The 22251-nt window shown below is 58.4% G+C and carries 18 protein-coding genes; 9 read left to right on the forward strand and 9 right to left on the reverse strand.

The genetic code is table 11. The features are described from left to right. Nucleotides 1–491: superoxide dismutase (locus tag ACIP1X_RS22725; protein WP_400755219.1), on the forward strand; the 491-nt coding region annotated here is incomplete at its 5' end. A gap of 68 nt (nucleotides 492–559) precedes the next feature. On the opposite strand, the gene ACIP1X_RS22730 is transcribed toward ACIP1X_RS22725, so the two are convergent. Genes ACIP1X_RS22730 through ACIP1X_RS22740 form a run of 3 tightly spaced genes read right to left on the reverse strand, consistent with a single transcriptional unit; the run spans nucleotide 560 to nucleotide 3070 of the window. Continuing rightward, the gene (locus ACIP1X_RS22730) at nucleotides 560–1357 is read right to left on the reverse strand and encodes a hypothetical protein (RefSeq protein WP_400755221.1); all 798 of its coding nucleotides are present in this window, start codon (nucleotides 1355–1357) and stop codon (nucleotides 560–562) included. 7 nt (nucleotides 1358–1364) lie between these two features. Beyond that, a complete protein-coding gene (locus tag ACIP1X_RS22735; protein WP_400755223.1) occupies nucleotides 1365–1742 on the reverse strand; it encodes a hypothetical protein in 378 nt (125 codons plus the stop codon). Next, nucleotides 1742–3070, reverse strand: a complete 1329-nt coding sequence (locus ACIP1X_RS22740) for a hypothetical protein (RefSeq protein ID WP_400755224.1) — start codon at nucleotides 3068–3070, stop codon at nucleotides 1742–1744. The genes ACIP1X_RS22735 and ACIP1X_RS22740 overlap by 1 nt, the downstream gene beginning before the upstream one ends. 491 nt (nucleotides 3071–3561) lie before the next feature. On the opposite strand from ACIP1X_RS22740, the gene ACIP1X_RS22745 reads away from it, so the two are divergent. From ACIP1X_RS22745 to ACIP1X_RS22775, 7 genes are all read left to right on the forward strand, one after another. Continuing rightward, the gene (locus ACIP1X_RS22745; RefSeq protein WP_053123358.1) at nucleotides 3562–5613 is read left to right on the forward strand and encodes a bifunctional diguanylate cyclase/phosphodiesterase; all 2052 of its coding nucleotides are present in this window, start codon (nucleotides 3562–3564) and stop codon (nucleotides 5611–5613) included. A gap of 219 nt (nucleotides 5614–5832) precedes the next feature. After that, nucleotides 5833–7179, forward strand: coding sequence for an imelysin family protein (locus ACIP1X_RS22750; RefSeq protein WP_053123360.1), 1347 nt, complete (start codon nucleotides 5833–5835; stop codon nucleotides 7177–7179). Between the two features lie 408 nt (nucleotides 7180–7587). Next, the gene (locus ACIP1X_RS22755) at nucleotides 7588–9015 is read left to right on the forward strand and encodes a di-heme oxidoredictase family protein (protein WP_400755226.1); all 1428 of its coding nucleotides are present in this window, start codon (nucleotides 7588–7590) and stop codon (nucleotides 9013–9015) included. A 27-nt stretch (nucleotides 9016–9042) separates the two neighbouring features. Continuing rightward, entirely contained in the window at nucleotides 9043–10107 is a 1065-nt protein-coding gene (locus ACIP1X_RS22760) for an imelysin family protein (protein ID WP_053123364.1), read from the forward strand. A gap of 14 nt (nucleotides 10108–10121) precedes the next feature. After that, nucleotides 10122–11222, forward strand: a complete 1101-nt coding sequence (locus ACIP1X_RS22765) for a DUF1513 domain-containing protein (protein WP_400755228.1) — start codon at nucleotides 10122–10124, stop codon at nucleotides 11220–11222. Between the two features lie 266 nt (nucleotides 11223–11488). Next, nucleotides 11489–12637, forward strand: a complete 1149-nt coding sequence (locus tag ACIP1X_RS22770) for an efflux RND transporter periplasmic adaptor subunit (RefSeq protein ID WP_400755230.1) — start codon at nucleotides 11489–11491, stop codon at nucleotides 12635–12637. A gap of 13 nt (nucleotides 12638–12650) precedes the next feature. Beyond that, nucleotides 12651–15677 carry a multidrug efflux RND transporter permease subunit gene (locus tag ACIP1X_RS22775; protein ID WP_400755231.1) on the forward strand — a complete coding sequence of 1009 codons (3027 nt, stop codon included), beginning with the start codon at nucleotides 12651–12653 and terminating at the stop codon, nucleotides 15675–15677. A gap of 608 nt (nucleotides 15678–16285) precedes the next feature. On the opposite strand, the gene ACIP1X_RS22780 is transcribed toward ACIP1X_RS22775, so the two are convergent. The 5 genes from ACIP1X_RS22780 to ACIP1X_RS22800 form a co-directional block, all read right to left on the reverse strand. Then, complete coding sequence (locus ACIP1X_RS22780) at nucleotides 16286–16513, reverse strand: hypothetical protein (protein WP_053123372.1); 228 nt, start codon at nucleotides 16511–16513, stop codon at nucleotides 16286–16288. A gap of 2 nt (nucleotides 16514–16515) precedes the next feature. Further along, entirely contained in the window at nucleotides 16516–17229 is a 714-nt protein-coding gene (locus tag ACIP1X_RS22785; protein ID WP_212546268.1) for a lipopolysaccharide kinase InaA family protein, read from the reverse strand. Nucleotides 17230–17233: 4 nt separating this feature from the next. Continuing rightward, the gene (locus tag ACIP1X_RS22790; protein ID WP_053123376.1) at nucleotides 17234–17902 is read right to left on the reverse strand and encodes a class I SAM-dependent methyltransferase; all 669 of its coding nucleotides are present in this window, start codon (nucleotides 17900–17902) and stop codon (nucleotides 17234–17236) included. 161 nt (nucleotides 17903–18063) lie between these two features. Next, on the reverse strand, nucleotides 18064–19338 hold the full coding sequence (locus ACIP1X_RS22795; protein ID WP_053123377.1) for a HAMP domain-containing sensor histidine kinase: 1275 nt from the start codon (nucleotides 19336–19338) through the stop codon (nucleotides 18064–18066). Further along, on the reverse strand, nucleotides 19338–20009 hold the full coding sequence (locus ACIP1X_RS22800) for a response regulator transcription factor (protein ID WP_053123379.1): 672 nt from the start codon (nucleotides 20007–20009) through the stop codon (nucleotides 19338–19340). Before ACIP1X_RS22800 ends, ACIP1X_RS22795 begins: the two co-directional genes overlap by 1 nt. A 221-nt stretch (nucleotides 20010–20230) precedes the next feature. Between ACIP1X_RS22800 and ACIP1X_RS22805 the strand changes: the two genes are divergently transcribed. Continuing rightward, the gene (locus tag ACIP1X_RS22805) at nucleotides 20231–20974 is read left to right on the forward strand and encodes a phosphatase PAP2 family protein (protein ID WP_400755233.1); all 744 of its coding nucleotides are present in this window, start codon (nucleotides 20231–20233) and stop codon (nucleotides 20972–20974) included. A 413-nt stretch (nucleotides 20975–21387) separates the two neighbouring features. Here ACIP1X_RS22805 and groEL read toward each other — a convergent pair. Further along, nucleotides 21388–22251, reverse strand: an 864-nt coding sequence (gene groEL, locus ACIP1X_RS22810; RefSeq protein WP_400755235.1) for a chaperonin GroEL, incomplete at its 5' end; no start/stop codon positions are given.

The raw sequence follows: 22251 nt of genomic DNA on the forward strand, positions 1-22251 counted from the left end.
CCGACACCCCGACCCCCCCCGTGCCAGCCACCGAGATCGAAGGCAAGACCCTGGAAGAACTCGTCAAGACTTCCTCGGGCGGTATCTTCAACAACGCCGCTCAGGTCTGGAACCACACTTTCTACTGGAACTGCCTGGCGCCAAACGCCGGCGGTCAACCAACCGGCGCGCTGGCTGAAGCCATCAACGCAGCCTTCGGTTCGTTCGACAAGTTCAAAGAAGAGTTCAGCAAAACCTCGATCGGCACCTTCGGTTCCGGCTGGGGCTGGCTGGTGAAAAAGGCTGACGGTTCCCTGGCTCTGGCCAGCACCATCGGCGCCGGCAACCCGCTGACCAGCGGCGACACCCCGCTGCTGACCTGCGACGTCTGGGAACACGCTTACTACATCGACTACCGCAACGTTCGTCCTAAGTATGTCGAAGCGTTCTGGAACCTGGTCAACTGGAAGTTCGTTGCTGAGCAGTTCGAAGGCAAAACCTTCACCGCTTAAGCTGCGCGCCAGTCAAAAAACCCGGCTTCGGCCGGGTTTTTTTATGCCTGTGATTTGCGGCAGCGGTATCAGGCAAATACTCCAAAAGTTTTCCCACCGAGGTGGATGACCAAAAATCCAAGAAAAGAATAAGCAATTATTTGCGCAGGAATAACAACCAGGCGTCGTAGATGCGAGGGGAAAGCAGCGATCTCATCCATCACATAGGGATCACTTTTTGACAAAAAATCATCGTCGATTAAAAGCATCTGTGAAATGTGAGACAAACGACAGTAGCGACCGTAGACGCCGTTTCCCAACACTCGTTGATTGCGAGCGACGAAGTACGATGTTTTCAGGAGAGACTCAAGCTGCGCCAGTCTGAAAAAGCTGATCCATACTTTTGCGAATACAGCCATCAGGCCCAAGAAAAAACAGGAAAATAACCCGGCAACACCGATTAATTGCAGATCACTCGCTGGTCTGGAAAGAGTTACGCATATCCAACCAGTACTCAACCAAAGCAAGAGTAACCCGCCACCGATCACACTCAGTTGGAAGAGGTAGTCTGGAATTCTCATCCACTTTTTCAGATGCTCCGGGATAATTTCTGCTTCCATGACTGCATGCGGATCCAGCATTTGAAAATGGGTCAAACGGCCCGTCAATGCCCCTATTTCTCTGACTCGTCTCATTCGTCCAAATGGGCCGTTTCCAAATATTCTGCTATTAATGTCCACAATGTGGGAGGCAATGAAATGGTCTTCCATCTGATCCAGCCGGAAATAGGCGGCGAACAACACGAATGCCCCGCTGAGGAAGAAAAGCAGAAGTACCACGGCCCATGAATAGAGATAGACGAGATCAAAATGTGGGGCGATCAGCACTGCGCGCTCACAGATAACCTTTGATATTGACCCATACCAAAATCGCAAAAAACCATACAAGGCAGACTGCATTGATGTGGCCGGGAATGATCACCCAAAGTCGCAATTTCTTTGGAAAATTAATTACCTCCTCGATGGACTCAGGATCCATCTTTCGGAAAAATTTTGAAACCAAAAGGGCGTATACAACCTCAAGATTCCCCACCTTGAAGACCATCGGAGTGTTTTTTTGGCCTCGATGCGATGCGACGAAACGAGAGTTCGAGAAATGGCTCTGAATTTCTTCCAGCTTGTAGGTCGCTACATAAGCTGAAAAGCAATAGTTCAGAAAAAACAATACAAAAAGGGGAATCCCAGATAAGCCAATAAATTGATCAAGGCTCATTATTGACTCACCTCATACAACTTTTCACCGACGAATTCACCAAACTGACCACCGCTATCTCCCATTTGCGCTGCAAGCATCCCACTTACAACCAACATGCAAACCAGACCTCCTGCACCCGCTGTGCCCACTCCAAGAGCAATACATGTCATTGGTGCGATTGGCGCCAGTCTTGTTGCCATCATTCCCCCCACAACATTTCCTGACAGCTTAGAACCTTCGACGAACTTCGCCTGACGGCATTCCTCTTCGCGTCCGGTACGGCATGCTTCGTGTATCTTCATCGCCGCTGAGGTCGCACCCAATCCAATTGCCAAATAACCGCCAGCCTTTATGTACTTAGAGGATCGCGCCACGCCCTCAATATGCGTCGCATATCCCGGCAATTGATTCGGTGCGCCGGCCTTGTTCCAGTTGTGCACAATCCTTCGCGAAGATATCCCTAAAGCACGTTTAAGTTTGGGGTGATCCGGGATACCTGTCATCTTGCGAACCAACGGCCCCAAACCGGCATCAAGCTTCTTCATCAACCTTTTGCGTTGTGCAAAAAAAACCACGGAATGGAGATTGCCATGCTGGCGGTATTGCTCAATGTGTAAGCGCTCCAGTTCTTTAAGCGTGTTGTTGAGCGTTTCCATGTGCTGCCCCACCATGAACGATGCAACGCCCAATGCTCCAGAAGAAACACCCAAAAACGGCTCGATCACCTGATGATGCTCAACCATGAAAGATGCTTCTTCATCCGTCAGATCCTTCAGCGCTTCATTCACCCTCTCCGCTGCCACCATCATCTGCGCCTCTTCGCGTCGGCACATGTAGTTGCGCGAGTCACTGAAGATGACCATTTGCCCCGGTTTGACCTGTTCACTTAAATGACGGTTAAGCGAACGGAACTCGCGGCGCAGTGCATCGCCAGGCGTCGTTTCGTACAGCGCTCGCTCCAGCGCTTCGCGGCTCATGGGCTTCTGGACAATGTGAAAGCCCGACTCAGCCGGTGACGGCAAGGTGTAGGCGTGGTCTTCCACCAGATGCTCGGCCGACGGTGGTTCGGGTTTGGGTCTGAAGGCGTTCCAGGAAGCACCGCTGTTATCCGCGACAACCCGTGGTTTCACCACAACCCACTCACCATTACTGATGGCTTCAACGAGTTTCCTCTGGTTGGCGCCTTGCAGGTAATTGGATTGATTGAGGTTCATTGCATTGAGCAGATTGTCGAAGCCCGGCAATTCATCTGGGCGGTTGAGAGCCTCTCGAAAGATGTCCATGGCTTGGTGGGTGTCGAGTACCTGCTGGCCGTGGAGTTCGCGTTGAGGGATAAGTCTGGTCACGTCCGTGCACTGTTCTGCAAAACAACGGACTTTGACGAGCGCACTCAAGCACGGATGCAGGCCGATTCCGCATTGTGCGTAGGGAAATTCCGACTTTTCTGTAGCGGGAGAGACTCGCTGAACGGTGGGGAAATTGAGCCCTTGATGACCGCGACTCATTGGCCGGATGGTATTTCAGATCAAAAGATCGCAGCCTTCGGCAGCTCCTACGTGAAAATGGCGTTTCTCCCACAGAAAATGCAGCCTCACGCCGCTTGCTGCCGTGGCGCAGAGGGCTAACATCAATCAAAGGAAAAATTGTCAGACAACGCTCAAGTTGAGGGCCAATACAACCGACACAGTACTAATCGGGCGAAGACGCCACAGAGCAGCATTTCGGCCAACGCCACGGGTAATTCATTCGGGGCCTGATTGTCCCTTTGACTGCCAACACGGGATTGCCAATACTCATGGCAACTTGACGCTACCCGCACGGATTAAGGAATAACCCTTTGAAGCTGGAACTCAAGAACAGCTTGTCGGTGAAGTTGCTCCGGGTCGTGCTCCTGTCGGCATTGATCGTCGGCGTGGTCTTGAGCTGCGCGCAGATCGTTTTCGATGCCTATAAAACACGTCAAGCGGTTGCCGGCGACGCCGAACGCATCCTCGACATGTTCCGCGACCCCTCGACCCAGGCGGTTTACAGCCTTGATCGGGAGATGGGCATGCAGGTGATCGAGGGCCTGTTCCAGGACGATGCCGTGCGCCAGGCCTCCATCGGCCATCCCAACGAAGCGATGCTCGCGCAGAAATCCCGCGACTTGCAGCATTCCAACAGCCGTTGGCTGACCGACCTGATCCTCGGTCAGGAACGTACCTTCACCACGCAACTGGTGGGGCGCGGGCCCTATAGCGAGTATTACGGCGACTTGAGCATCACCCTCGACACTGCCACCTATGGCGAAGGTTTTATTGTCAGTTCGGTGATCATTTTCATCTCCGGCGTATTGCGTGCACTGGCCATGGGTCTGGTGCTGTATCTGGTCTATCACTGGCTGCTGACCAAACCGCTGTCGCGGATCATCGAGCACCTCACCGAGATCAACCCCGATCGCCCCAGCGAACACAAGATTCCGCAGCTCAAGGGCCACGAGAAAAACGAGCTGGGCCTCTGGATCAACACCGCTAACCAGTTACTGGAATCGATCGAACGTAATACTCACCTGCGCCACGAAGCGGAAAACAGCCTGCTGCGCATGGCTCAGTACGACTTCCTCACGGGTTTGCCGAACCGTCAGCAATTGCAGCAGCAACTGGACAAAATCCTGGTCGACGCCGGCAAGCTGCAACGCCGCGTTGCGGTGCTGTGCGTAGGACTGGACGATTTCAAAGGCATCAACGAACAATTCAGCTACCAGACCGGCGACCAACTGCTGCTGGCGCTGGCCGATCGCTTGCGTGCCCACAGCGGCCGCCTCGGCGCCCTCGCCCGTCTGGGTGGCGACCAGTTCGCACTGGTGCAGGCCGATATCGAACAGCCTTACGAAGCGGCGGAACTGGCGCAAAGCATTCTGGATGATCTGGAAGCGGCGTTCGCCCTCGACCATCAGGAAATCCGTCTGCGCGCGACCATCGGCATCACGCTGTTTCCGGAGGATGGCGACAGCACCGAAAAGCTGTTGCAGAAAGCCGAGCAGACCATGACCCTGGCCAAGACCCGCTCGCGCAACCGTTATCAGTTCTACATCGCCAGCGTCGACAGCGAGATGCGCCGTCGCCGCGAGCTGGAAAAAGACCTGCGCGATGCCTTGCTGCGCGATCAGTTCTACCTCGTTTATCAGCCGCAGATCAGCTACCGCGATCACCGCGTGGTCGGCGTCGAAGCGCTGATTCGCTGGCAGCATCCAGAACACGGTCTGGTGCCGCCGGATCTGTTTATTCCACTGGCGGAACAGAACGGCACGATCATCGCGATTGGCGAGTGGGTACTGGATCAGGCCTGCAAGCAATTGCGCGACTGGCATGATCAGGGTTTCGCCGACTTGCGCATGGCGGTGAACCTGTCCACGGTGCAATTGCACCACGCCGAGTTGCCGCGCGTGGTCAACAACCTGCTGCAGATGTACCGCTTGCCGCCGCGCAGTCTGGAACTGGAAGTCACCGAAACCGGCCTGATGGAAGACATCAGCACCGCTGCGCAACACTTGTTGAGCCTGCGCCGTTCCGGTGCGCTGATCGCCATCGACGACTTCGGTACCGGTTATTCATCACTGAGTTATCTGAAAAGTCTGCCGCTGGACAAGATCAAGATCGACAAGAGCTTCGTCCAGGATCTGCTCGATGACGACGACGACGCGACCATCGTTCGCGCGATCATTCAGTTGGGCAAAAGCCTTGGCATGCAGGTGATTGCCGAGGGCGTGGAAACCGCCGAACAGGAAAGCTACATCATTTCCGAAGGCTGCCACGAAGGTCAGGGTTACTTCTACAGCAAGCCGCTGCCGGCGCGCGAGTTGAGCGTTTATCTCAAACAGGCGCAGCGCAGTAACGCAGCCATTTTATAAAGCAAAAGATCGCAGCCTTCGGCAGCTCCTACATTTGTAATGCGCTTCCCCTGTAGGCGCTGCCGCAGGCTGCGATCTTTTGATCTACACCAATCCCTGCGTAAATAAGAAATATTTCCAGCCACAACCCTTTACACATAATGCGAAAGATTTGCATTATGTCGCAGTTTTGCGCACCCCCGCGCCTGTCCCATAAACCACCGAAGCAGGATGTTCGCCATGATTCGTATGCCTCTGGCTACCGCCAGTCTGCTGGCCATCGCTATTTCCCTCGCCGGTTGCGGCGAAGGTAAAGACAAGGCCGCCGCACCGGCCACGCCGACTCCAGCCGCCAGCACCACCGCACCTGCGGCTGCTCCTGCCGCTGCCGGTAAAGTCGACGAAGCCGCCGCCAAGGCTGTGGTCGCGCACTACGCCGACATGGTCTTCGCCGTTTACAGCGATGCCGAATCTACCGCGAAAACCCTGCAAACCGCCGTCGACGCTTTCCTCGCCAAGCCGAACGCCGACACGCTGAAAGCCGCTCGCGAAGCCTGGATCGCTGCTCGCGTTCCTTACCTGCAGAGCGAAGTGTTCCGCTTCGGCAACACCATCATTGACGATTGGGAAGGTCAGGTTAACGCCTGGCCACTGGACGAGGGTCTGATCGACTACGTCGACAAATCTTACGAGCACGCACTGGGTAACCCGGGCGCGACCGCCAACATCATCGCCAACACTGAAATCCAGGTCGGCGAAGACAAGGTCGATGTCAAAGACATCACCCCGGAAAAACTCGCCAGCCTCAATGAGCTGGGCGGTTCCGAAGCCAACGTTGCAACTGGCTACCACGCCATCGAATTCCTGCTGTGGGGCCAAGACTTGAACGGCACCGGCCCTGGCGCTGGTAACCGTCCTGCTTCCGACTACCTCGAAGGCGCCGGCGCCACTGGCGGTCATAACGATCGTCGTCGCGCTTACCTGAAAGCCGTGACCCAACTGCTGGTCAGCGATCTGGAAGAAATGGTCGGTAACTGGAAGCCGAACGTGGCTGACAACTACCGCGCCACGCTGGAAGCCGAGCCAGGCGAAAGCGGCCTGCGCAAAATGTTGTTCGGCATGGGCAGCCTGTCGCTGGGTGAACTGGCGGGCGAGCGCATGAAGGTTTCCCTGGAAGCCAACTCGCCGGAAGACGAACACGACTGCTTCAGCGATAACACACACAACTCGCAGTTCTACGATGCCAAGGGCATTCGTAACGTCTACCTGGGCGAATACACCCGCGTTGATGGCACCAAGATGACCGGCGCCAGCCTGTCGTCGCTGGTGGTCAAAGCCGACCCGGCTGCCGACACCGCGCTGAAAGCCGACCTGGCTGCCACCGAAGCGAAGATGCAGGTCATCGTTGATCACGCCAACAAGGGTGAGCACTACGACCAGTTGATCGCGGCCGGTAACACCGCTGGCAACCAGATCGTTCGCGACGCCATCGCCTCCTTGGTCAAACAGACCGGTTCGATCGAAGCCGCTGCCGGCAAACTGGGCATCAGCGACCTGAACCCGGACAACGCTGATCACGAGTTCTGATCACAGCGTCCGCTTCAAAATAAGGCGACCTTCGGGTCGCCTTTTTCATCCCTGTCGTACACGATTCCTTGTGGGAGCGGGCTTGCTCGCGAAGGCGGTGGGTCAGATACAGATGGGTTGACTGACACTCCACCTTCGCGAGCAAGCCCGCTCCCACCGGTACAGCGGCGTTCGCAATATCGGTACACACCACCAAACCTCTGTGGGAGCGGGCCTGCTCGCGAAGGCGTCATCTGACGCAACATCGTCGCGCGGCGAACAGCGCTTTCGCGAGCAGGCTCGCTCCCACAGGGTTTGCACAGGCTTGAAGGTTTACGCTGTATCAAGCAAACGATAATTCCTCTTATTCAAACCCCCTCGCCCTGTTAGACTTTGCGCCTTTATTTTCGCTCGTCCGCAGGATGTCTGATGCCCTCGCTGCCTCTTCGTTTGTTCGCACTGTTCATGGCCCTGGGCCTGAGTGCCTGCGATGACGCCCCGCGTTTCACCAAGGCTGAGCCCGGTGAAGCGCGATCCGGCGGGGCGGCGACTGTGCGCAAGACTGATCAGAACGCGTTTTCCCTGCCGTCGGCCAATCTGCCGCCGTCGCGCCGCGTCGATTTCAGCGTCGGCAACAGCTTTTTCCGCAATCCGTGGGTGATCGCCCCGGCGACCACCACCGCCCGCGATGGCCTCGGCCCGCTGTTCAACACCAACGCCTGCCAGAACTGCCACATCAAGGACGGTCGCGGACATCCGCCGACGCCCGGTGCGTCGAATGCCGTGTCGATGCTGGTGCGCCTGTCGATTCCTGACGCGCCGGCCTACGCCAAACTCATCGAGCAGGTCGGCATCGTGCCGGAGCCGGTGTATGGCGGGCAGTTTCAGGACATGGCGATCCCCGGCGTCACCCCGGAAGGCAAGGTGCGCGTCGATTACACGCCAGTGCCGGTACGCTTCAAGGACGGCACCGAAGTCGAATTGCGCAAACCGCTGTTGCAGATCACTCAACTCGGCTACGGCCCGATGCACCCGGACACGCGTTTTTCCGCACGCGTCGCGCCGCCGATGATCGGCCTCGGCCTGCTCGAAGCGATTCCCGAAGAAGCCATCCTCGCCAACGCCGCCGCACAGGCCAAAGCGAAAAACGGCATCAATGGCCGGCCAAACCAGGTCTGGGATGACGAGCTGCAAAAAACCGTCATGGGCCGATTTGGCTGGAAAGCCGGGCAGCCGAATCTCAATCAACAGAATGTTCACGCGTTTTCAGGTGATATGGGCCTGACGACCAGCCTGAGACCGTTCGATGATTGCACCGACGCGCAAACCGCCTGCAAACAGGCGCCGAACGGCAATGGGCCGGACGGCGAGCCGGAAGTCAGCGATAACATCCTGCGTCTGGTGCTGTTCTACAGCCGCAACCTCGCTGTGCCGGCACGCCGTGGCGTTAACGATGCAGACGTCATCGCCGGCAAAAACCTGTTCTTTCAGGCCGGTTGCGACTCGTGCCACACGCCGAAATACACCACCGCCGCCAACGCCGCCGAACCTGAACTGGCCAATCAAGTGATTCGCCCGTACAGCGATCTGCTGCTGCATGACATGGGCGACGGTCTGGCCGACAACCGCACGGAATTCCAGGCCTCCGGCCGCGACTGGCGCACGCCGCCGTTGTGGGGGATTGGCCTGACGCAAGCGGTCAGCGGCCACACACAGTTTTTGCATGACGGTCGCGCACGCAATCTGCTCGAAGCGGTGCTCTGGCACGGCGGCGAAGCGAAAGCGGCGCAGCAACAGGTTTTGTCTTTCAATGCCGAGCAGCGTGCTGCGCTGCTGGCGTTTCTGAACTCACTTTAAACACTGAAAAAGAATCGGGAGCCCGACATGTTCCGTCCCAAGCTACTGTTCACCAGCCTTGCCGCGCTCGCCCTCGGCGCCTGCTCGCCGCAGGATCCGCAAGCGGTCACCTCGGCGGCCATCGCCAAATCGGTGATCCTGCCGACCTACACCCGCTGGGTCGAAGCCGACAAGCAACTGGCGGTCAGCGCCCTCGCCTACTGCCAAGGCAAAGAAACCCTGGAGACCGCTCGCGCCGACTTCCTGCACGCGCAGAAAGCCTGGGCCGAGTTGCAACCGCTGCTGATCGGGCCGCTGGCTGAAGGCAACCGCGCCTGGCAAGTCCAGTTCTGGCCGGACAAGAAGAACCTGGTCGGTCGTCAGGTCGAGCAACTGGTCGTCGCTCAGCCACAAATCGATGCCGCCGCTTTGGCCAAATCGAGCGTGGTTGTTCAGGGTCTGTCGGCTTACGAATACATCCTGTTCGACGCCAAGCCTGATGTGGCCAACGACGAGCAGAAAGCCAAATACTGCCCACTGCTGATCGCCATCGGCGAGCGTCAGAAGCAACTGGCCGAAGAGATTCTGCAGAGCTGGAACAACACCGACGGTATGCTCGCGCAGATGTCCAAATTCCCTAACCAGCGCTATGCCGACTCCCACGAAGCGATCGCCGATCTGCTGCGTGTGCAAGTCACCGCGCTGGACACCCTGAAGAAAAAACTCGGCACGCCAATGGGCCGCCAGAGCAAAGGCGTGCCACAGCCGTTCCAGGCCGATGCATGGCGCAGCCAGTCTTCGTTGACCGCGCTGGAAGCCAGCCTCACCGCCGCGAAAACCGTGTGGGAAGGCGTCGACAACAAAGGCCTGCGCGGGCTGTTGCCGGCTGAGCAAAAGCCGTTGGCGGACAAGATCGATGCTGCCTACGCTGCCTCGCTGAAACTGTTCGACAGCACCCAGCGCTCGCTCGGCGAAATGCTCGAAGACGACGCCGGTCGTCAGCAACTCAACGACATCTACGACAGCCTCAACGTCGTCCATCGCCTGCACGAAGGCGAACTGGCCAAGGCGCTGGGCATCCAACTGGGCTTCAACGCCAACGACGGTGACTGATGAGGGCAAGTGCCATGCTGCGACGCCAGGCTCTGACTTTAGCTAGTACGCTGCTGGGAGCAGTGACACTGGGCGGCTGGACGCTGTTCAAACGCAAGGATCAGAGCCCGCTGCTACTGTCGGCGCGCGACGATACCGACGGCAAGCATTACGCCGTCGGCTATCGGCTGGACGGCACGCGGGTGTTCGCCACTGAAGTCGGTCAACGTTGCCACGACATCATCAATCATCCGACGCAGCCGATTGCGCTGTTCGTCGCGCGGCGTCCGGGTACCGAGAGTTACCTGATCGACCTGCGCGACGGCACGTTGCTGCAGACAGTGACCTCGCAGCCGAACCGGCATTTCTACGGGCATGCCGTGGTGCACAAGGACGGCGAGTACCTGTACGCCACCGAAAACGACACGACCGATCCTGGCCGTGGTTTGCTCGGTGTGTACAAGTTCGAAGGCGAGCGACTGGTGCACAGCGGCGAGATTTCCACCCACGGCCTCGGCCCGCATCAGGTGTCGTGGATGCCTGACGGCGAGACGCTGGTGGTGGCCAACGGCGGGATTCGTACCGAAGCGGAAAGCCGCGTCGACATGAACCTCAGCGCCATGGAGCCGAGCCTGGTGCTGATGCAACGCGACGGTACGTTGCTGAGCAAGGAAACCCTCGCCCAGCAGATGAACAGCGTGCGCCATTTGGGTATCGCCAGTGACGGCACCATCGTTGCCGGTCAGCAGTTTATGGGCGCCTCTCACGAGCGTTCGGAGCTGCTGGCGATCAAGCGTCCGGGGCAGCCATTTGTGGCGTTCCCGGTGCCTGAGCATCAGTTGCAGTCGATGGGGCATTACACCGCCAGCGTTGCGGTGCACAGCGAGTTGCGTCTGGTGGCGCTGACCGCGCCGCGGGGTAATCGATTCTTTATCTGGGATCTGGACAGCGGCGAAGTGCGCCTCGATGCACCATTGCCGGATTGCGCGGGTGTCGGTGCGGTGCAGGATGGATTCGTTGTGACCTCCGGTCAGGGCCGTTGCCGCTACTACGATTGCCGTCAGGATGAGCTGCTGGCCAAGCCCCTGGAACTGCCGGCGGGGCTCTGGGACAACCATCTGCACCTGATGGCCTGAACCCCATAGTTAAAGTTAACGCCGTACCTGTGGCGAGGGGATTTATCCCCGTTCGGCTGCGCAGCAGTCGCAAAACCATCCGACACGGTTTAACAGACAGACCGCGTTCGCAGGTTTTGGGGCGGCTTCGCCACCCAACGGGGATAAATCCCCTCGCCACAGGGGGTCATGTCGTCTGAAGTGTAATAAGTGGCAGTTGGATTCCCTGCCGCTCTCGGAGTAATGTTCGGGCCTGTCTCACCTGATTTATCCAAGGAAATGGAAATATGCTGCGTCGCCGCATGCTGATCATGTTGGGTGTTGTCTTGTTGATCGTCCTGGTCTTGGGCGGCTACAAAGCCTTTTCGATCTACACAATGATCCAGGGCTTCTCCAAACCGAAACCGCCGATCAGCGTTGCCGTGGCCACCGCCGCCGAGCGCCCGTGGCAGATGCGCTTGCCCACCGTCGGCACGCTCAAGGCGCTGCAAGGCGTCGAGCTGAGCCTGGAAGTCGCCGGCACCGTCACCGAACTCAAATTTGAATCCGGGCAAAAGGTCAAAGCCGGGCAACCGTTGCTGCAACTCGACAGCGCCGTCGAAACCGCGCTGCTGGAAACCGCCAAGGCTGACCTCGGCCTCGCGCAACTGGACTTCGGCCGTGGCGCGCAACTGGTCGACAGCCGCGCCATCTCCAAAGGCGAGTACGACCGCCTCTCCGCCGTGCTGCAAAAGAACAAAGCCACGGTCAATCAGCTCAACGCCTCGCTGGCGAAAAAACGCATCCTCGCGCCGTTCAGCGGCACCATCGGCATCCGTCAGGTCGACATCGGCGACTACCTCGCCAGCGGCACCAAGATCGCCACGTTGCAGGATTTGAGCAGCCTCTACGCCGACTTCTACCTGCCCGAACAATCAGTGCCGAAACTGGCGATCGGCCAACCGGTGCAAATCTCGGTCTCGGCTTATCCGGGGCAAAACTTCGCCGGCAAGATCAGCGCGATCAACCCGATTGTTGAAAGCACCACGCGCAACATTCTGATCCGCGCCACCCTGGCCAACCCGGACGGCAAATTATTGCCGGGCATGTTCACCAGCCTTGAAGTGTTGCTGCCCGATCCGCAAAGACACATCGTGGTGCCGGAAAGCGCGATCACCTACACCCTCTACGGCAACTCGATCTACGTGGTCGGGCAGAAGAAAGCCGAGGACGGCACCGTCGAAAAGGATGACAAGGGCCAACCAGTACTGATCGCCGAGCGTCGTTTCATCGAAACCGGTGAGCGCCGTGATGGCCTGGTGATGATCAACAAGGGCGTGCAGAGCGGCGAACAAGTGGTGACGGCTGGCCAGATCAAACTGGACAACGGTGCACGCATCGCCATCAGCGACGACAAGACCCTCGGCGAGCAGAACAGTCCGCCTCGCGCCGACTGATCAAGGAATCCCCATGGCTTTTACCGATCCGTTCATCCGCCGCCCGGTGCTCGCCACCGTGGTCAGCCTGTTGATTGTGTTGCTCGGCTTCCAGGCCTGGAGCAAGTTGCCGCTGCGCCAATACCCGCAAATGGAAAACGCCCTGATCACGGTGACCACCGCCTACCCCGGGGCCAACGCCGAAACCATTCAGGGCTACATCACCCAGCCGATGCAACAGAGCCTGGCCAGCGCCGAGGGCATCGATTACATGACCTCGGTCAGTCGGCAGAACTTCTCGGTGATCTCGATCTACGCGCGTATCGGCTCGAACACCGACCGCTTGTTCACCGAGTTGCTGGCCAAGGCCAACGAGGTGAAAAACAAGCTGCCGCAAGACGCCGAAGACCCGGTGCTGAGCAAGGAATCTGCCGACGCTTCGGCGCTGATGTACATCAGCTTTTTCAGCAAGGATTTGAGCAACCCGCAGATCACCGACTACCTGTCGCGGGTGATCCAGCCGAAACTGGCGACGCTGCCGGGCATGGCCGAAGCGGAGATTCTCGGCAATCAGGTGTTCGCCATGCGCCTTTGGCTCGACCCGGTGAAGCTCGCCGGTTTCGGCCTCAGCGCCGCCGACGTGACCAACGCCGTGCGCCAGTACAACTTCCTCTCCGCCGCCGGCGAAGTGAAAGGCGAGTACGTCGTCACCAGCATCAACGCCAATACCGAACTGAAATCCGCTGAGGCTTTTGCGGCGATTCCGCTCAAGGTCAGTGGCGACAGCCGCGTGCTGCTCAGCGATGTCGCGCGGGTAGAAATGGGCGCGGAAAACTACGACTCGATCAGCTCGTTCGGCGGCACGCCGTCGGTGTATATCGGCATCAAAGCCACGCCAGGCGCCAACCCGCTGGATGTGATCAAGGAAGTGCGCAAGCTGATGCCCGAGCTGGAAGCGCAGCTGCCGCCGAACCTGAAAAGCGAAATCGCCTACGATGCCACGCTGTTCATTCAGGCCTCCATCGACGAGGTGGTGAAAACCCTGTTCGAAGCCGTGTTGATCGTGATCGTCGTGGTGTTCCTGTTCCTTGGCGCGTTGCGCTCGGTAGTGATCCCGGTGGTGACCATTCCGCTGTCGATGATCGGCGTGATGTTCTTTATGCAGATGATGGGTTACTCGATCAATCTGCTGACGCTGCTGGCGATGGTGTTGGCCATCGGTTTGGTGGTCGACGATGCGATTGTCGTGGTGGAGAACATTCACCGGCACATCGAGGAAGGCAAAACGCCGTTTGACGCGGCCCTCGAAGGCGCCCGGGAGATCGCCATGCCGGTGGTGTCGATGACCATCACGCTGGCGGCGGTGTATGCGCCGATCGGTTTTCTCACAGGCCTGACCGGGGCGCTGTTCAAGGAGTTCGCGCTGACGCTGGCCGGGGCGGTGGTGATTTCCGGGGTCGTCGCCCTGACCCTGTCGCCGATGATGTGCGCCTTTCTGCTGCGCCACGAACAAAACCCCAGCGGCCTCGCCCATCGTCTCGACCGCCTCTTCGACGGCCTCAAGCGCCGCTACCAGCGCACGCTGCACGGCACGCTGAACACGCGGCCGGTGGTGCTGGTGTTTGCGGTGATCGTGCTGTGCCTGATTCCGGTGTTCCTCAAGTTCACCAAATCGGAGCTGGCGCCGGACGAAGACCAGGGCATCATTTTCATGATGGCCAACGCGCCGCAACCGACCAACCTCGATTACCTGAGCACTTACACCGACGAATTCATCAAGATCTTCAAGGAGTTCCCGGAGTACTACTCTTCGTTCCAGATCAACGGCTACAACGGCGTGCAGGCGGGCATCGGCGGTTTCCTGCTGAAGCCGTGGAACGAGCGCAGCCGCACGCAGATGGAAATTCTTCCCGAAGTGCAGGGCAAACTCGAAGGCATTCCGGGCCTGCAGATTTTCGGCTTCAACCTGCCCTCCCTGCCAGGCACCGGCGAAGGCTTGCCGTTTGAATTCGTGATCAACACCGCCAACGATTACGAACTGCTGTTACAGGTGGCCGACCGGATCAAGAAACGCGCGATGGAGTCGGGCAAGTTCGCCTTCGTCGACCTTGATCTGGCGTTCGACAAACCGGAAGTGGTGGTTGATATCGACCGCGCCAAAGCCGCGCAGATGGGCGTGTCGATGCTCGATTTGGGCAGCACGCTGGCGACGCTGCTGGGCGAGGCGGAAATCAATCGCTTCACCATTGAGGGGCGCAGCTACAAGGTCATCGCTCAGGTTGAACGGCCGTATCGCGATAACCCGGACTGGCTGAACAACTATTACGTGAAGAACACCCAAGGAGAGCTGTTGCCGCTGTCGACGCTGATCAAAGTCACCGATCGTGCGCGACCGCGACAACTCAACCAGTTCCAGCAACTCAACGCGGCGAAGATTTCCGGTTTCCCGCTGGTCAGCATGGGCGAAGCCATCGACACCGTGTTGCAGATCGCCCGCGAAGAAGCGCCGGCCGGGTTTGCCTTTGACTATGGCGGCGCCTCGCGGCAGTTCGTGCAGGAAGGCAGCGCGTTGTGGGTGACGTTTGCCTTGGCACTGGCGATCATTTTTCTGGTGCTCGCGGCGCAGTTCGAGAGCTTCCGTGATCCGCTGGTGATTCTGGTGACGGTGCCGTTGTCGATCTGCGGGGCGCTGATTCCGCTGTTTCTTGGCTGGTCGAGCATGAACATCTACACGCAGGTCGGGCTGGTGACGTTGATCGGTTTGATCAGTAAACACGGGATCTTGATCGTCGAATTCGCGAACCAGTTACGCAAGGACAAAGGCCTGACCGCGCGCGAGGCGGTGGAGGAAGCGGCGGCGATTCGTTTGCGCCCGGTGCTGATGACCACGGCGGCGATGGTGTTTGGCATGGTGCCACTGATTCTGGCGACCGGTGCGGGCGCTGTGAGTCGGTTCGATATCGGCATGGTGATCGCGACGGGGATGTCGATCGGCACGCTGTTCACCCTGTTTGTATTGCCGTGCATCTACACCCTGCTGGCAAAACCCGATCCCAAGTAACCCCGATATCCCCCTGTGGGAGCGGGCTTGCTCGCGAAGGCGTTGGGCCGATCAATGCACATATCGACTGAGACACCGCATTCGCGAGCAAGCCCGCTCCCACATTTTGACCTACGCACGCTGTTTGTATTGCGGTGCATTCCCACCCTGCTGGCAAAGCCCGATCCCAAGTATCACCGATATCCCCCTGTGGGAGCGGGCTTGCTCGCGAATGCGGTGGGTCAATTAATGCACATGTCGACTGACACACCGCATTCGCGAGCAAGCCCGCTCCCACATTTTGGCCTGTGTGCGGCAATAAGATTTGGGTTGCCGTGCATCTACACTCTGCTGGCGAAACCCGCTCCCGAGTAACACCGGTATCCCCCTGTGGGAGCGAGCAAGCCCGCTCCCACATTTTGGCCTGTGTGCGGCATTAAGATTTGGGTTGCCATGCATCTACACCCTGCTGGCAAAACCTGACAAAGCTTAAGATCAAAAGATCGCAGCCTTCGGCAGCTCCTACATTGCAATGCATCTTCTGTAGGAGCTGCCGAAGGCTGCGATCTTTTGATTCTCAAAAAAAAGGCCTCGCATCTGCGAGGCCTTTTATTTTGGCTTCAATCGGTTCAACTTTGCGGCCTCATTCCCTGTGCCATCCCGAACATGAACAGCAATAAATCATGGTCGGGTTTGGTCGCCACGGAGGCTTTCGCCACCCGTGGTATTGCGCAGTGCTCGCCCTCTACGGACGCACCGATGACCTGCATGCGTGGCTGCTCCCAGGCAGCCACCGCCAATGAAGCAACTGCCAAGGCCCCTACCAAGAACAAACCTCGTGCAATTTCGAGTTTCATCGCTATAAACCTTTGATAGCGCTGCCAAACGCCGTCTCGTAAAAGTAGACGAGTTTCTTCCAGTCAGCATCGCTGAACGACGAATGGCGGCGCATTTGTTTCATGTCATGGGAGGCGGCGCGATAGGCGGTCAGACGCTGACGGCACTTCTCCAGATCGATCAAGGCCACTTCAACCTTGGCCGAATCCCCCTCGCCGGTTACCCGTACAAAAACGTGTTTAATGTAGATGCAGCTGTGCTGCCAACGGCCCTTGTGCATGCGCGCCATGTTTTCGGCAAGGTCTTTGAGCACGCGCTCATACACCGCTTCGCCGTACTGCGCACGACCACCGGCGGCTTCCCACTTTTCCAGCTCGTCAAAGCCGTCCAGGGATTTGGTCACCAGCAGCGCACGCCACTTGTATTGCGGATCCGGCTGGGCACCGCAGAACACGATCTCCGGCACACGCACGCCGAGCTTGCTGACGCCGGTCAGGGCATCCAGCTCACGCAATACGGTCGGACGGCCAAACGGGTGCAGCCAGCTACGATAAATGTGTCCGGTCTGGCGCTTGGCATACAGCAGTTGACCATCACGCCCCACGACTCGCTGAACACCACTTTGGCCACCACGGCGGACATTGGGTTCTTCTACCCATTCGCCTTGCTGGTTCCAGTAGTAGTCGAAACGATCCTGCGGAGCGACGTCCGTCTCTGCTGCAAATTGCACTGCCATCCTGCTACCTCTTGCGTAATACGTAGACCCGCCACATCGCGTATAGCGGGATAAAATCCAATTGTTCCTGAATGCGGAAACCGGCGGCTTCGAATTCTTTCTCGACCGTAGCGGCCGGTAACACAAAACGGTTCTGGTAACCTTCCTGCCCACGTTTTGCCTCGGAGCGCTTGCGCTTCCAGGACTTGAAATTGCCATCCACCCACAGCGAAATAATCACGCTGTCACGGGTCACACGCTCGAATTCACGCAGGATCGCCATCCGATGCTCGGCTTCACCGATGTGATGCAGCAGGCGCATGCAGAAAATGCTGTCGACGGCGTTATCCGGTAAAGCGATGTCGAACGCGGAGGTGTGCAAGGGCTGTACCCTTTTCACCACATCAGCCGGTTGCGCCTGCATCGCGGTCTTGATCATTGATTCGGAGTTGTCCGCACCGATGATTACCCGATTCGACTTTTCCGCCAGCATCGGCCAGAAACGGCCTGCACCGCAGGGCAAATCCAGCACCAGCCCCGGCTCGCCGGCCAGAGTCAGCGCCTTGCGGGCCAACTGAACATCGCGCCAATGGGACAAGCGGCGCCCCAGATTGGCTTGATGCTTGTGCAGATATTTCTGCGCATGGTTGTCGTCGTACTTTTCGGAAAAATCGAGCTTGATCGGGCCGGCCATCACCAGGACTCCTGAATTACTGATGCCCCCACCTTAGGGATGGGGGTGTCAGTGTCAGGTCATCCAATTGTGAAAATTTCGTTGGGTAAACCACCAAACTATTTCAGAGTTATACAGGATTTAGACAGGTAAGCGGGAGTAGCGCAGGGCCACTACGGGCTTCAAAGTTTGCCAAGATCCACTTCGAAGCGGCAGCCATTGGGTTCCATCGTGCTCAAACTGACGCTCCAGCCCTCGTTCTCGCAGATGCGCTGCACCAGCGACAATCCGAGTCCCAGACCCTCGCCGCGTTTCTCGGCCCCGCGCACGAAAGGCTGAAACATCGCCTCGCGTTTTTCCTCCGGAATGCCCACGCCGGAATCTTCGACGATAAAGCCGTTGCCCGTCAGCGTCAGGCGAATAAAACCTTTTTCGGTGTAGTGGCAGGCGTTGCGCAACAGGTTGCCCATCACCGCCCCCAACAAGGTCGCATTGAAACGGGTCTGCGTTGGTTGTCCGGCGGCGAAATCCAGCCTCAAGCCCTTGGATTCAATCGGCTCACGCCACACACACAGTAACCCTTCAGCGACTTGCGAGAGGCTTTGCTGAGGTGCTGCACCCGCGTCTTCACGCTGGGCTCGGGCGAGCATCAGAAAGGTTTGCACCAGTTCGCGCATTTCTTCACTGGCGCGGGCGATGCGCTCGACCTGCGAACGTCCCCGTGCGTCGATGGCCGGGTTTTCCAGCAGCAGCTCACAGGAACTGGCCAGAACCATCAACGGCGTGCGCAGCTCATGGCTGACGTCGCTGGTAAACAGCCGCTCACGGGTCAGGGCCTGACGCAGGCGCCCCAGCGTGGCATCAAATGCCACCGCCAGTTCCCCGACTTCGTCAGCGGCATAATCCGGCGCCAACGGTGGCGCCAGCCCGAGCAATTGGTCGCGATGGCGAACCTGACGCGCCAGGCGCACCACCGGTGCCATTACCTTGCGCGCGAGCACCCAGCCGAGGAACACCGCCAGCGCCAGACTGAGCACAAAGCCCACCAGCACCACGGCGAACAGCACGCGCTCGCGCTCTTCGAAATCACTTTGATCCTGCAGCAGCACATAACGCCGACCGTCGACGATCTCGACCATCGCGTGATACGACAGCTGCTCGCGGAACACTTCGTGAAAACCGGAATCAAGGTGACGCAGATCTTTCGGCAACTCGAAATCGCCCGGCCCGCCGCTGAAATAGAACAATTGATCCGGCTCAGGCCGATGGCTCCAGTCCGAAACGTTGTCCATCAACAGCAAGCGCTGCAAGTCGCCGCCCAGGCCCGCCGAAATCAGTTTCTCCTCGACCAGATGCACCGTGGCGACAATGCCCATGGCAAACGCGCCGGCTACCAGCGCACTCATCAGTGCAAAAGCGATAATGATCCGTTGCGAAAGGCTCTGTCTAAACTCCATTACGCATCGGCCAGGCGGTAACCCACGCCGTGCACGGTATGCAGCAGTGGTTTGGCGAACGGTTTATCGATCACTTGACGCAACTGGTGCACATGACTGCGCAGGCTGTCGCTGTCCGGGCAGTCGTCGCCCCACAGCGCTTCTTCGAGCACTTCGCGACGCAATACGTGCGGGCTCTTCTGCATCAACACCGCGAGCAATTTGAGGCCCACCGGGTTGAGCTTGAGCAGTTTGCCTTCGCGGGTCACTTCCAGCGTGTCGAGGTCGTAATTCAGCTCGCCAACCTGCAACGCCCGGCGTCCGCCACCTTGCGCGCGGCGCATCACCGCTTCGACCCGCGCGGCCAGTTCGGACAAAGCGAACGGTTTGATCAGGTAATCGTCGGCACCGGACTTGAAGCCCTGCAAACGGTCGTCGAGCTGATCGCGGGCGGTGAGCATTATCACCGGAGTGTCGCGGCGCGCATCTTCACGCAGGCGCTTGCACAGGGTGTAGCCGTCGATGCCCGGCAACATGATGTCGAGAATGATCAGGTCGTAATGTTCGGTCGCGGCCAGATGCAGGCCCGACAGGCCGTCCTGCGCGCAATCGACGGTATAGCCCTTGAGGCCAAGATAATCGGCCAGATTGGCGAGGATGTCGCGGTTGTCTTCGACCACCAGAATTCGCATGGGCACCTCTTCCGTACACAGTAATGGCCGTCTTGGCCCGCGCAGCTTACGGCCAAGTGTGGCTGACGGCTAGGCGTGTGTTGGGTTGTTTTGCGAGAAAAACGTTCATTGTGGCCGCCAACGTTTTTTTCACTTTCGATTAACAAATCAGCGACGCCAGCGCGCGCAGACTCCCCGCGGTTGCGCTCCTCAGAACACACTTACCGACCAAGGAATTACCCATGGTGTCGACCTCTGCCCGCCCCGCTCCCCGGCCGCTGAATTTCTGGTGGTGCCTGGGAATACCCGCTGTTGCGGCGATCATTCTGGTACTGCTCGAACTGACCGATCTGGACATGTACCTGGCTCAACTGTTTTACGACCCGGTCGCGGGTGATTTCATCGGGCGACACAGTTACTTCCTCGAAGACATCCTGCATGACCGCGCCAAGGAGGTGGTGATTGCGTTTTCGGTGTTTGCGATCTTTGGTTTCATTGGCGCGTTTTTTATAGAGCGGCTGAAACCGTTCAAGCGTGAACTGGGCTGTCTGGTGCTGTCGCTGGGGCTGGCGACTTCGTTTGTCACGCCGGTCAAAGCCATGACGGCGGTGCAATGCCCGTGGAGCCTTGAACAGTTTGGTGGCCATGAGACTTATAGCAAGCTCATGGAACACCGTCCGCAGACCGACAAGCCGGGGCGTTGCTGGCCGGGTGGGCATGCGGCTACCGGGTTTACCTTGTTTGCGCTGTTTTTCGTGCTGCGTGATCGTCGTCCACGTTTGGCCAGGCAGGCGTTTATCTTTGCCTTTGCGTTGGGTTCGGTGTTTTCGATCAGCCGGATGATGCAGGGTGCGCACTTCTTTTCGCACAACGTGTGGACGGCGATTTTCTGCTGGCTGATTTGTCTGGGGTCGTATTACTGGGTGCTGTATCGCCCGGCGGTGAGGGCTGAGGCCGTGGTCAAAGCACAACCAATCAGCGCCTGAAACACAAACCAACTGTGGGAGCGGGCTTGCTCGCGAAGGCGTCGGTTAAGCCAACATAAATGTTGAATGACACACCGCTTTCGCGAGCAAGCCCGCTCCCACATGGGTCGTATGTGAAGCTGAAAATTGGACTGATTTATCTGGGGTCATATTACTGGGTGCTGCATCGCCCGGCGGTGAGGGCTGAGGCAGTCGTCAAAGCACAACCCGTCAGCGCCTGAAACACAAACCCAACTGTGAGAGCGGGCTTGCTCGCGAAGGCGTCAGTTCAGCCAACATAAATGTTGAATGACACACCGCTTTCGCGAGCAAGCCCGCTCCCACAGGGGTTATGTGGGAAGCTTAAAATCTGGCAATAAAAAACCCCGCTGACTCGCGTCAGCGGGGTTTTTCGTTACGGGGGTAAGGCTCGCTTACATCATGCCGCCCATGCCACCCATGCCGCCCATGTCTGGCATGCCGCCGCCAGCGCCGCCGTCTTTCTTCGGCGCGTCAGCTACTGCAGCTTCGGTGGTCAGGATCAGACCGCCGATCGACGATGCAGCTTGCAGAGCGGAACGAGTCACCTTGGTTGGATCCAGGATGCCCATTTCGATCATGTCGCCGTATTCGCCAGTTGCAGCGTTGTAACCGAAGTTACCGGTGCCGTTCTTGACTTCGTTGACTACAACGCTTGGCTCGTCGCCGCTGTTGGCAGCGATCTGACGCAGCGGAGCTTCAACAGCGCGGCGCAGAACAGCGATACCAACGTCCTGATCAGCGTTGTCGCCTTTCAGGTCGTTCAGGGTTTGCAGAGCGCGGATCAGCGCAACGCCACCGCCAGGTACCACGCCTTCTTCAACGGCTGCACGGGTTGCATGCAGGGCGTCTTCAACGCGGGCTTTCTTCTCTTTCATTTCTACTTCGGAACCAGCGCCAACCTTGATCACTGCAACGCCGCCGGACAGCTTGGCCAGACGCTCTTGCAGTTTTTCACGGTCGTAGTCCGAGGAAGTTTCAGCAGCCTGGGCACGGATCTGAGTGATGCGCGCCTGGATGTCTGCTTCAACGCCAGCACCGTCAACGATGATGGTGTTTTCCTTGGAGATGCTGACCTTTTTAGCGCTACCCAGGTTTTCCAGGGTTGCTGCTTCCAGGCTCAGGCCGATTTCTTCGGAGATAACAGTACCGCCGGTCAGAACAGCGATGTCCTGCAGCATGGCCTTGCGACGATCGCCGAAGCCTGGAGCCTTGACGGCTGCGACTTTAACGATGCCACGCATGTTGTTCACAACCAG

This window comes from Pseudomonas sp. NPDC088885, from assembly GCF_044750025.1.
GTDB classification, from domain to species: domain Bacteria; phylum Pseudomonadota; class Gammaproteobacteria; order Pseudomonadales; family Pseudomonadaceae; genus Aquipseudomonas; species Aquipseudomonas rustica.